Origin of the sequence: Corallococcus sp. CA049B, assembly GCF_003611685.1 — a bacterium.
Taxonomy (GTDB): Bacteria; Myxococcota; Myxococcia; order Myxococcales; family Myxococcaceae; genus Corallococcus; species Corallococcus coralloides.
Genome location: NZ_RAWC01000268.1, coordinates 1 through 11,092 on the forward strand (window position 1 = coordinate 1; position 11,092 = coordinate 11,092).

Genomic DNA, 11,092 nt, shown 5'->3' on the forward strand with positions numbered 1-11,092 from the left:
GGGTGGGGGCGCGTGGAGCGAGGTGATCACCACGCACGAGCGCGAGGTGCTGCGCATGCCGAAGGGCCTGGACTTCGCGGACGCGGCGGCGCTGCCGGAGGCCTACCTCACGGCGTACGACGCGCTGGTGCTCCAGGCGGACCTGAGGCCCGGGGAGACGGTGCTGGTGCACGCGGTGGCGAGCGGCGTGGGTTCCGCCGCGGCGCTGCTCTGCAAGGCCATGGGCGTGCGGGTGGTGGGCACGGGACGGAGCGCGCAGAAGCTGGCGCGGGCCTCCGAGTGGGGCGTGGGCCAGACGGTGCTGTGCGAGAGCAACCCACCGGTGTTCGCGGACGCGGTGCTCGCGGCGACGGAGGGCCGTGGCGCGGACGTGTGCCTGGACCTGGTGGGCGGCGCCTATCTGCCGGAGTCCGTGAAGGCCATGGCGCCCCGAGGGCGGCTGATGCAGGTGGGCTCGGTGGCTGGCACGCGAGCGGAGCTGGACCTGGGGCTGGTGATGCGCAAGCGGCTCACCCTCAAGGGGACGGTGCTCCGCAGCCGGCCCGCGGAGGAGAAGATGCTGCTCACGCAGGTGGCTGAGCGGCAGCTGTTGCCCCTGTTCGACTCTGGAGCGCTGCGGGCCGTGGTGGATGCCGTGTTGCCCATGACGGAGATTCGCTCCGGGCTGGAGCGGATGGCGGGCAACGGCACCGTGGGCAAGATCGTCGTTCGCTGGGACTGAAGCCGCTACACGCTGCGCCTGCGGGCGGGAGCCCTCTTCGCCGCTCGCTTGGGAGCAGGCGCGGCGGGCTCCTGCGCCTTGAGCACCTTGGCGGAGGCGCACCGGCGCCAGGCCTCCTTGAGCAGGACCTCCAACAGGCGCCGATTCACGGTCTTCAGACGCACGATGACCATGGGCCAGTCCTGGTAGTGCGGCGTCACTTCGAACATGTCTGGCTTGGAGTCCAGCAGGGCCTCGCGGTGGTCGAAGTCCACCTTGATGACGATGGAGTCGTCACCCAGCACCCGCGCGAAGAGCTTGTCGCTCACCCGGAACCCGGGCGTTCCATAGGAGGGGCGCTCCTCCGTCGACGGCAGGGCCAGCGCCATTTCGCGCACGTCGTCCACCGTGAGCCGTCCCTTGCGCTTCGCCACCGTCTTCTTCCGCGCCGCCATCCGTTTCCTCCCTGCCCTGCCGCCAGGCACCACCGAAGCCATTGCGCCCCGGATGCGGAACCGTATCCTGCGCCGCCATGGCTACCCACTTCGACCCCGCCGCCGCCGCGCAGCCGGGCTCCGGCATCTTCGGCCTCCCCCACTCTCCCGACGAGGCCCACGTCGTCGTCATCCCCGTGCCCTTCGAGGCCACCACCAGCTACGGCGGTGGCACGTCCAACGGCCCCGCCGCGCTGCTGGAGGCCAGCAAGCAGGTGGACCTCTTCGACGTGGAGACCGGCCGGCCCTACGAGCGCGGCATCGCAATGCTGGAGGCCCCCGCCGAACTCCACGAGTGGAATGAGCGCGCCAAGGAGCGCGCCCTGCTCGTCATCGAGGCCGGCGGCATCGACTCCGGCGAGGCCGAGCTGCTCCTCGCCGCCAAGGACGTGAACGGCTTCAGCGAGAAGCTCAACGATCACGTCTACCGCACCGCGAAGCAGTGGATTGAGCAGGGCAAGCTCGTGGCCGCCGTGGGAGGCGATCACGCCATCTCCTTCGGCATCATCCAGGCCCACGCGGAGAAGTACCCCGGCATGGGCGTGCTGCACCTGGACGCGCACGCTGACCTGCGCGTCGCGTACGAGGGCTTCACCTGGTCGCACGCGTCCATCTTCTACAACGTGTGTGAGCGCATCCCGGGAGTGAAGACGCTGGTCCAGGTGGGCCTGCGCGACATGAGCGAGAACGAGCACCGCTACATCGAGGGCTCCGGCGGCCGCATCCACGCCTTCTACGACGCCGTCCTCCAGCAGAACCGCTTCGACGGCCTGCCCTGGAACCAGCAGGTGAAGCAGATCGTCGACAAGCTGCCGCAGCAGGTCTACCTGTCGTTCGACATCGACGGCCTGGACCCCGTGCTGTGCCCGAACACCGGCACGCCCGTGCCCGGCGGCCTGTCCTTCCCGGAGGCCACCGCGCTCGTCGCGGGCGTCGTGCGCTCGGGCCGCACCATCGTGGGCTTCGACCTCACCGAAGTGGCCCCCGACCCGGAGGGCAGCGAGTGGGACGCCAACGTGGGCGCCCGCCTGCTCTACAAGATGATCGGCTGGATGCTGAAGTCGCAGAAGGCCTGAGGCGTCAGGCCACGCGCGGCAGCGACACGCTGAACGTCGCGCCCTGCCCGGGGCGCGACTCGGCGGAGAGCGCGCCGCCGTGCAGCTTCGCCAGCTCCGAGGCCACGTAGAGCCCCAGCGCCTCCCCTCGCGCGGGGCCCTCCGGGAAGGGCTGGAACAGCCGGGGCAGCTCCGCTTCCGGGATGCCCGGCCCCGGGTCGCTCACGCGCACCAGCACCTGCTCCGCGGACGCCTCCAATTCCACGCGCACCCCGCCCTGCCGGGCCGCGTTCGACAGGAGCACGTCGAACACCTGCTCCAGGCGCTCCGGGTCGAAGCGAAGGCCCACCGCCTCCGGGGGCACCGTCACCTCCACCGGCACGCCCGGCCCCGTGGTGCGGCACCGCGCGACGGAGGCCTCCAGCGGCTGGCGCAGGTCCCCCTCCACCGGCCTCAGCGTCACGCTGCCCGCGCTCAGCCGGGCGGCGTCCTGGAGGTAGCGGCCCATCCGCTCCAGCGACTGGAGCTGCGCGCCCAGCGCCTCCACCGCGCCCCTGCCTGGCGGAGGCAGGTCCCGAAGCGCGCGCAGCTCATGCTTCGCGGCCTCCAGCGGGCCCTGGAGCGACTGCGCCACCCACCGGCTCAGCGCCTCCACGGGCGTGGCGGGCTCCGGGGGCGCGGCGGGGGCCTTCGCCAGCACGTCGTGGACCAGCGCCTCGAAGTCGGTGATTTCAAAGGGCTTGTTGAGGAACGCGGCCGCATCCGGCGAGCCCTGCTGGAGCACCGCGCTCAAGAGGATGATGGGCACCTCGCGCAGGCCCGGCTCCTGCTTCAGCCGGCTGCACAGCTCCATGCCGCTCATGCGCGGCATCATGTGGTCCGTCACCACCAGCCGCGGCCGGTGGGCCCGGGCGAGCGCCAGCGCCTCCTCGCCATCCCGCGCGCGCACCACGTCGTGCCCCAGGTCCTCAATCACCTGGCTCAGGACTTCCAGCACCGCGGGTTCGTCATCCGCGACCAGGACGAGACTCATGCGCAACCGCTCCCAAGGCCCCCGCGGGCAGCCAGCAACACGCCGCGCCGGGACTCCCAGGGCGGCCCCTGCTCCCCCAACGCCGCAATCGGCCCAGGGCAAGGACGTTCTGCCTGAAAGTGCGTTCGATCACGGCCGCACCATCTGGTCTATGAAGAGCGGGACGCCGCTTCCAGACACCCAGGGAATGGCTGAGGCCTTCCCGACATTCAGACTGTCTTCCGGGAGACAATTCCCGGCGGCGTACGGAGGAAGGCATGAGGGCAGCACACATCCGGTGGGGGCTCTTGCTGTGGGGGCTCGTGCTGGCGCTTCCGGCGCACGCGGACCTGGCCCGGCGCCGCAGCGACGTGGTGGAGGTGGTGCAGAAGGTTTCCCCGGCGGTCGTCTACATCGGCACCGAACAGGAGGTGGAGTCGCGCTTCCGGGGCCGGCCCCGCTCGCCCCTGGAGGAGTTCTTCGGCCAGGGGATGGCGCAGCCGGAGACGCGCCAGCGGATTACGGGCCTGGGCAGCGGCGCCATCATCGACCCGTCCGGCATCATCGTCACCAACGACCACGTCATCCGGGGCGCCTCCGCCATCCACGTGGTGCTCGCGGACGGGCGCACCTTCGACGCGGAGGTGGTGGGCAGTGACGCGAACAACGACCTGGCGGTCCTCAAGGTCAACGCGAAGGAGCCCCTGCCCACCGCGAAGCTGGGCACCAGCTCCGACTTGATGATTGGCGAGACGGTGGTCGCCATCGGCAGTCCGTTCGGCCTGAGCAAGACCGTCACGGCGGGCGTGGTGTCCGCCACGGGCCGCACCTTCCGCGCGGACAGCCGCGTCTACAACGACTTCCTCCAGACGGACGCGGCCATCAACCCGGGCAACTCCGGCGGGCCGCTGCTCAACGTGGACGGGGAGATCATCGGCATCAACACGGCCATCTACGCCAACGGGCAGGGCATCGGCTTCGCCATCCCCGCGGACAAGGTGCGGCGCATCGTCGAGGAGCTCACGCGCTTCGGGAAGGTACGCCCCGCGTGGGTGGGCATGGACACGGCGGACCTGCCCTCGCAGGTGGCCGCGCGGCTCGGGTGGGACCGCACGTATGGCGTCATCGTGACGAACGTGGATCCGGACAGCCCCGCCGCGCAGGCCGGTGTGCAGCGCGGTGACGTGGTCGCGGAGCTGGGTGGCTCGCGCATCCAGGACGCGGAGGATTTCGACTCGCGCGTGCGCGGCTACCCTGCCCGCTCGGTCTTCCCCTTGGTCCTCTTCCGAGCAGGCGGCAACCGCACGGTGCAGGTGACGCCGGTCGAATTTCCGGCTCGCCTGCTTGAGAACCTGGCGTGGGAGAAGCTGGGACTCCGCGTGAAGGAAACCAAGGGCGGGATGGCGATCGCGGCCGTGCGGCAGGGGTCGGCTGCGTCGGAGATTGGGCTGGAGCCGGGGGACGTGCTGTTGCGGATGAACAATCAGCCTGTCCCCACGGGTGACACTTTCCGTGAAGCCCTGCTGACGGCGCGACGGGGACGTAGCGTGCTGTTGCTCGTGCGGCGCGGGCGTTATGGCTACCACCTGACGCTGCCTTTCGAAGGTCAGCAGATCTAGGCGTGACCCGGGGATTCCAGGATCGACGGGAAGGGCACTAGCATGCCGTTCCCATGAGTTCGCCTCGCTATCAGTCACTCGGCCCCCTCCTTGCCGGAGAGGGCTCGCGTGCCTTCCTCGGACTGTCGCTGGAGGAAGGTGCCACGCCCCGCCCCGTGGTGCTCATCTGGGCACCGCCTGAAATCGCGCAGAACCCGGAGCTGGTGGCGCGCCTGGAGCGAGAGACGAACCGCGCCATCGTCTTCGAGCACCCGAACATCCTGCGCGTGCACGGCCTGGAGAAGCTGGACGGGGGCCTGGCGCGAGTCACCGAGTTCGCGGACGGCGAGCCGCTGCGGCGCGTGCTGGAAGCGAACCCCCGCATGTCGCCCGCGTTCGCGGCGCTGGTGGTGGCGGACGCGGCCATGGGCCTGCACTACGCGCACGTGGCGGGCAACGACGACGGTTCGCCGCTGGTGCACGGAGACATCCGGCCCGAAACGCTGATGGTGTCCTTCAGCGGCTACACGAAGGTGACAGGCTACGGCGCGCTGTCCGTGGCGCCGCGTGAGCGCGGTGGCAAGCGCGTGAAGAACCGCCGCGCGTACACGTCCCCGGAGCAGTTGCTGGGCGGGCGTGAAGCGGTCAACGTGCAGTCGGACGTGTTCCTGCTGGGGCTCACGCTGCACGAGTGCCTCACGGGGAAGATGCCGTTCAAGGAGTCGGCGGATCCGGACAAGGCGGTGCTCAACCGCGCCCTGCCCCCGATGCCGGCGGACGTGCCACTGAAGCTGGATGCCGTCGTGCGCCGCGCGACGACGAAGCGGGCGCTGGAGCGTTATTCGTCGGCGCTCGCGTTCCGCGAGGCGCTGGTGGATGCGATTGGCAAGCTGCCCACGCACGAGGAGTTCGCGGAGCACCTGGCGAAGCTGTTCCCGCCGGAGAGCGACGCGAGAGCGGCGCGCCGGGCGACGATTGAGAAGGGCATCGCGGAGGCGCTGGCGAAGGCGGGCATGCCGACGCCGCAGATCGCGGAGATCATCGCGAACGGCGCGGGGCTCGCGGAGCCAGTGAAGAGCAAGGTGCCGGAGTTCTCCTCGGCGGAAGTTGGCAAGCCGGCTCCCGTGCAGCCTGTGGCCGCCGCGCCGCAGGCTGCCGCGCCCGTGCAGCCTGTGGTGACGGCGCCGGTGCAGGCCGCTCAGGCCCCGGCAGCGGTGCAGGTCCCGCAGAGCACTCCTGTCGCGACTCCGGTGCAGAGCGCTGCCCCGAGCACTTCGAGGCCGGCCACGGCTCAGACCGTGACGCCCTCCCCTGCTCCGACTGCATCCACGGAGACGCGGCCTGCGGGGCCCATCTTCGGCGGCGCGGCAAGCCCCACGGCGCAGGTCGCGGCCCCGCAGAAGCCTTCACGCTCCTGGGTGCCGTACGTGGTGGGCGGACTCGTGCTGACGCTCGGCGCGGGCGCGGTCATCGTCCAGCGCCAGCTCCAGGGCACGATGACGGTGGAGACCTTCGACGCGGGCCTGCCCATCGTGGTGGCCGAGCCCTTCGACGCGGGCATCGAGGACGCGGGCGTGGACGCCGGAGTAGACGCGGGCCCGGTGATGGGCATCCTGGACCTCACCGTGGAGCCGCGCGTGGAGGTCACGCTCAACAACGCACTGCTGGGCCGCACGCCGCTGTCCGCGTCGCTGCCGCCGGGCAAGCACCTGCTGACCTTCACCAACGGCGCGCTCGGCATCTCCGTGTCGCGCACCGTGACGGTGGCCCCCACGGGCCGCTCCGCCTACCAGTTCTTCCTCAACAAGGCCTTCATCAACGTGCGCGGCCCCGCCGGAGCCAACGTCTCCGTCGACGGCAAGCCCGTGGGCACGGTCCCCGTGGAGGAGCTGGACGTCTACGAGGGCTACCACCGCATCAACGTCAACGTGGGCCCCTCACACTGGCAGAAGACCTTCACCATCGAGCCCGGCCAGCGCGTCAACTTCGACGTGGACTTCCAGGAGCCGCAGGAGGCCGCGGAGGAGTAGGCCTCGCACGCGGCATCGGTCCACGCCGCCCGTGGATTCAGAAGCCCAGCAAACCTCACCGGGTTGCTGGGCTTTCTCTTGCCCACGTCCCCTCATTTCTGACGCGAGAATATCGCCATGCATTTCCGCGCTTGCATCGGACTCCTACTCTTCCTTTCGGCGTGCGCCACGTCGACGCCGGACTCCGGCACACGCGGAACGCGGAGCCAGAGACGCACCCACCTCCAGCGGGCGGCGAAGCTGCCCTGGACTGACGGTGGGAGGTGCGTGGTCCGCGAGGCGGCCCAATTTTGGCCGGTTCTGATGGAGAAGTGCTATCGAACGCTTGACCATGACCGGCTCGAGTTCCACGACACCACGGGAAGATGCGCGGTCGCCTCCGCAGACGCCGCGGCCGTAGGAATCGGCTTCTGCGTACTGGCGGCTCCTGAGATTGCCGTGGGAGCCGTGATCGTACTTGGCGTGGTGGTGGTCGGCGTCGCCATCAAAGAGGCGCTGGACGCATATGAACTTCGCCACGCCTACCCCGAGGAAGCTGGGACCTCGCGAGGAACGAAGGTGGCATCCCGGGAAGCTGAAGCCCAACGCAAGCCCAAGCTGAAGCCCAAGCCATCAGGGCAGGACTGGTTTCCTCCGGTGCCACCAGGGCCTCTAGATCGCGTGCGCCACCCGGAGTGCAAGCCTCGAAGGGTCAACCACCGTGGCGGCAACGACCCACACAACAAATGCGCCGACAAAATTCCGAACAACAGTTTCCCCGGTTGGGATGTGTTCGTGAATGGGAAGAACTTCGACGCGCTGCAGCTGGCTACACGCACGCTGTGGGAGGTCAAAACTGACAACTTTGATACCTACAGTGACTTTCTCAAGGGACGGGTGCTCAGTGATCAGGTGGCGAAGATGCGGAGCGAGCGCGAAATCGCGCGGGCCTGCGGATTTGATTTCCGGGTGGGCGTGCGCAGCGAAGCACACAAGGAAGCGCTGGGAGAACAAGCCCCGGATCTCAGTGATCTAATCGTCGTCATGGACTGGTGCTGAGATGGCAGCCAAGCGGAAAGTGGCCCTCATCGTGTATGCCCCTGCGCTCGTGGGCGACGACAGCCGCCCTGTGGCGGTGGTTCATGGGATGGAGCGTGTATTCCCTGGCTTGCACCTGGATTGGAGGGTTGCCGAAGACGGGCGCCCCATTGCATTGCCGCAGCGTGACGCGTGGCTCGCAGAAGGGACCAGGGCCGGGGGTTTCTCTCTCGTGTGCAATGGCAACGAGAGCCATCCCGTGATGATTTACGGGTTGGAACTACCAGCGGCCAGTTCGCCCGGCGGTCAGGCACAACTTGAGGTCCATGCGCAAATGCCAGCGGACGCGGCAGGACTCACGGTGGTGGCAGATGTGTTGGAGGCCGTGGCGGAAAGTGCACGCGCATCGTGGGGGCACGCGACACCGTCGAGCGCGGGGGGGGAGATCGCGCGTCAGACGAAGAATTGGGCGGCGAATCCGCAGCCTCCGCCCCGAGGGCTTCCAGCGCTGAAGCTCCCAGAGAAGATCCGCTCGCCTGAGATCCCGCATCGCCTCGGTTGGCTGAACTACTGGTCGGTCGCTGCCGCAGAGGCCATCGGGTTTCCGGACCCTGCTCGCGACGTCGAGCTGCTCTCACGGGCGCGGCGCACGGCATCGGGCGGCTGGGTCGTGCAGCTCACCGACGCGCCGCTCGACCTGGACAACCCAGCCCACCTGGACGCACTCTTTCGGGCCTATGAGCGGTTCCCGGAGATTGGCGGACGTGCAAAACATTGATCCGACTCAGGGCCAGACACGCCGCTTTGGTTACCGTGCGGTGGGGGTCTTCGCTCTTCTTGCGCTGTGTATGTTCGGTTGCCGGGAAGCAGCTCCCGCCATGACCGCGCTGCTCATTCATCCCTCCGTTGCGGGTCATGAACTCTGGCTTGCCTCCCAGTACAAGGCCACGACGCGCGAGCACGGCTGGCTGGTCATTCCGGCTTCAGGTGCCCACGAAACCCGCGAGCCGATCCAGATCGCTGTCGACATTGTCGCGAGCCCCGCCCCGGATGATGGGGTGACCGAGCGCGTGGGCGCACGACGGCTGCGGCGCTCGGTAGAAACCTCCGAGGGCGGCTCCAGTGGGGAGGCCGTGACCCTGACCTATGTTGAAGCTTTGGGAGCATCTTACGTCCGCTACCGACAGGTTCGCTTCGCCGACGGCCTGGCCCCGCACTTCGAGTTGGACGAACTGATCCGCCGACAGGGGCTTTCGGTGGTGAAGCCCTCTTCAGGCCAGACGCCCTTTTGAACGAGGGCTCACGGCCGGTTCTTCACCAGCAGGAGCGATTCGTCGTCACGGGCAGGCCGGACGTGGACTCCCAGGAGGCCGCGGAGCAGTAGGCGCCGGTTGGCGGGACGCCTCCACGACGGGGCTCGGGGATGAACAGCCCCCCGAGCCCTGGATCAAGCGATGGCAGCGTGCGCGGCTCCTGAAATCGAGGCCCGCCGAAATTCGGACGGGCTCATGTCATCGACTGACGACTCCAACGTATAAGTCGATCATGAACCTGCTTCTGAACCTGTTGTGGATCATCTTCGGCGGAGGGCTGGTGCTCTGCCTCGAGTACCTGCTCGGTGGGCTGGTGCTCTGCCTTACCCTCGTCGGCATCCCGTTCGGCGTGCAGTGCTTCAAGATGGCCGGTCTCGCGCTGATGCCCTTCGGCAAGGACATCGAGGATCTTCCCAGCGCAGGCGCGATGAGCTTCGGGCTCAACATCGTCTGGGCACTCTTCGCTGGAATCTGGATCTTCCTCACCAACGTCGTCATCGGCGTCAGCCTGGCGCTGACGATCATCGGCATTCCGTTCGCGCTGCAGCACCTCAAGCTCGGAATGGTCGCGTTCGCTCCATTCGGCAAGCGCATTCGAGGCTGAACGTCTCCACCCGGCTCCCGCCGCGTGAGGACGCGGCGGGGACGGTCGCCCTCGAAGCATCTCGCAGGAGGCTGGGTCGACGGAGCGCGTGGGTGCACGGCCGCTCACGTACGCCAACACCCGCCGCCTGCCTCCACAACGAATTTCCGGCTCAGGCGGATCTCGTGCGCAGCCGGCCTTCGTAATCACGCTTGCCGAGCGGTACACCGCGCGAGCGGAGGATGTCGTAGGCAGTGACGGCGTGGAAATGGAAGTTCGGCAGGGAGAACGAGAGAATGAACGTCTCCGACGTGAAAGCGAGCCTCCGCGGCCCGATCTGAAGGTCCAGGTCCTTGCCCGCGCATGAGTCGATCTCGTCGGGCGTGAACGCCTCCAGCGCCACTTCCGCTTTGCCGATCATCGCTTGCAGGTCGGCGAAAGGGACGGGTCCAACCAAGGCCGGCGGGGCGAACACACCGGTCTTGAGGGCTTCCACCCCCCACACGGAATGGTGCCAGGTGGCTTCGACCTGAAAGTGGAAGGGCGCCATGTCGTCGAAAAGGCGCGCGTTCACGAAGTCGTCGGGATCAGCCCCCGTCTCAGCGCAGTGCCTGGCCGCGCGGTCGAGAAAGCCTGCGACGGCCCTCACGGTCTGCAGGAAGGTGGGCACGCTGAGGTCGTAGAGTGATGTCGGCATCGGCTTTCCCTCTCATCCTGGCACTCGCGTTTCCGCCTTTTCAGCATGTGCCCGAACGACCATGACAGCAAGCAGAGCATAGGAAGGACAGGAGCTCTCCTGGGCGTAGCGGGTGGGAGCAGAGCGGGAGGTGAGGGACGCTGACGGGGAGCCCATGAGCCGCACGCCGAGCCGGCGCAAAAGCCTTTTCAGCAGCCCGGACCAGTCCAAACGGGGTGTGCGCTCCTCCCTCGGATTCTCCACCGTCGCGGCAAAGGCAGGGCTCTCCTCTTCCAACCCAGGTTCCGCCCTTGCTTGAGGGAGCTTTGGGTCGATTGGGAGATTTTGCTGTCTCGCAGCGGCGCCAACTGCAAGCTCACGCGCATCCGGCAACTTGTGCTGAAGGACGATTGACGTCCCGCTCCCCGGCGGACGCCGCGTTAGGCACAATCGCGTGAAGCCGACCGTGAACACTACGAGAGCTTAATACTACTTGATCAGATGCGTGACGGTCCTCGAGGAGGAGCGCGAGCGCCGAGTCTGCGGAGGCACAGCGGGCAATGGCCGAGGCGGCGCAGTAGCAGATGCTGAAGCCGCCGACGCACCTGGGGCAG

At 68.2% G+C, this 11,092-nt stretch carries 11 protein-coding genes; 8 read left to right on the forward strand and 3 right to left on the reverse strand.

Annotated elements, in window-relative coordinates; genetic code table 11:
* Positions 1 to 721 (forward strand): zinc-binding dehydrogenase (locus tag D7W82_RS35080; RefSeq protein ID WP_120622473.1); only part of this gene is annotated, 721 nt, incomplete at its 5' end.
* 5 nt (positions 722 to 726) lie between these two features.
* On the opposite strand, the gene D7W82_RS35085 is transcribed toward D7W82_RS35080, so the two are convergent.
* Positions 727 to 1,155, reverse strand: a complete 429-nt coding sequence (locus tag D7W82_RS35085; protein ID WP_120622474.1) for an MmcQ/YjbR family DNA-binding protein — start codon at positions 1,153 to 1,155, stop codon at positions 727 to 729.
* A gap of 77 nt (positions 1,156 to 1,232) precedes the next feature.
* Between D7W82_RS35085 and D7W82_RS35090 the strand changes: the two genes are divergently transcribed.
* Complete coding sequence (locus D7W82_RS35090; RefSeq protein ID WP_120622475.1) at positions 1,233 to 2,270, forward strand: agmatinase family protein; 1,038 nt, start codon at positions 1,233 to 1,235, stop codon at positions 2,268 to 2,270.
* 4 nt (positions 2,271 to 2,274) lie between these two features.
* On the opposite strand, the gene D7W82_RS35095 is transcribed toward D7W82_RS35090, so the two are convergent.
* Complete coding sequence (locus D7W82_RS35095; RefSeq protein ID WP_120622476.1) at positions 2,275 to 3,282, reverse strand: hybrid sensor histidine kinase/response regulator; 1,008 nt, start codon at positions 3,280 to 3,282, stop codon at positions 2,275 to 2,277.
* A 257-nt stretch (positions 3,283 to 3,539) separates the two neighbouring features.
* Between D7W82_RS35095 and D7W82_RS35100 the strand changes: the two genes are divergently transcribed.
* From D7W82_RS35100 to D7W82_RS35125, 6 genes are all read left to right on the forward strand, one after another.
* Positions 3,540 to 4,880, forward strand: a complete 1,341-nt coding sequence (locus D7W82_RS35100) for a trypsin-like peptidase domain-containing protein (RefSeq protein WP_120622477.1) — start codon at positions 3,540 to 3,542, stop codon at positions 4,878 to 4,880.
* 53 nt (positions 4,881 to 4,933) lie between these two features.
* Positions 4,934 to 6,889: a serine/threonine-protein kinase gene (locus D7W82_RS35105; protein WP_120622478.1), complete on the forward strand. Its 1,956-nt coding sequence runs from the start codon at positions 4,934 to 4,936 to the stop codon at positions 6,887 to 6,889.
* A gap of 117 nt (positions 6,890 to 7,006) precedes the next feature.
* The gene (locus tag D7W82_RS35110; RefSeq protein WP_120622479.1) at positions 7,007 to 7,927 is read left to right on the forward strand and encodes a DUF6310 domain-containing protein; all 921 of its coding nucleotides are present in this window, start codon (positions 7,007 to 7,009) and stop codon (positions 7,925 to 7,927) included.
* Position 7,928: 1 nt separating this feature from the next.
* A complete protein-coding gene (locus D7W82_RS35115) occupies positions 7,929 to 8,684 on the forward strand; it encodes a DUF5953 family protein (protein ID WP_120622480.1) in 756 nt (251 codons plus the stop codon).
* Positions 8,685 to 8,784: 100 nt separating this feature from the next.
* Complete coding sequence (locus D7W82_RS35120) at positions 8,785 to 9,198, forward strand: Tsi3 family protein (protein WP_120622481.1); 414 nt, start codon at positions 8,785 to 8,787, stop codon at positions 9,196 to 9,198.
* A gap of 253 nt (positions 9,199 to 9,451) precedes the next feature.
* Positions 9,452 to 9,823 carry a YccF domain-containing protein gene (locus D7W82_RS35125; protein ID WP_120565731.1) on the forward strand — a complete coding sequence of 124 codons (372 nt, stop codon included), beginning with the start codon at positions 9,452 to 9,454 and terminating at the stop codon, positions 9,821 to 9,823.
* 151 nt (positions 9,824 to 9,974) lie between these two features.
* Here D7W82_RS35125 and D7W82_RS35130 read toward each other — a convergent pair whose 3' ends face one another.
* The gene (locus D7W82_RS35130; protein WP_120622482.1) at positions 9,975 to 10,499 is read right to left on the reverse strand and encodes a DUF1993 family protein; all 525 of its coding nucleotides are present in this window, start codon (positions 10,497 to 10,499) and stop codon (positions 9,975 to 9,977) included.
* Between the last annotated feature and the right edge of the window lie 593 nt (positions 10,500 to 11,092).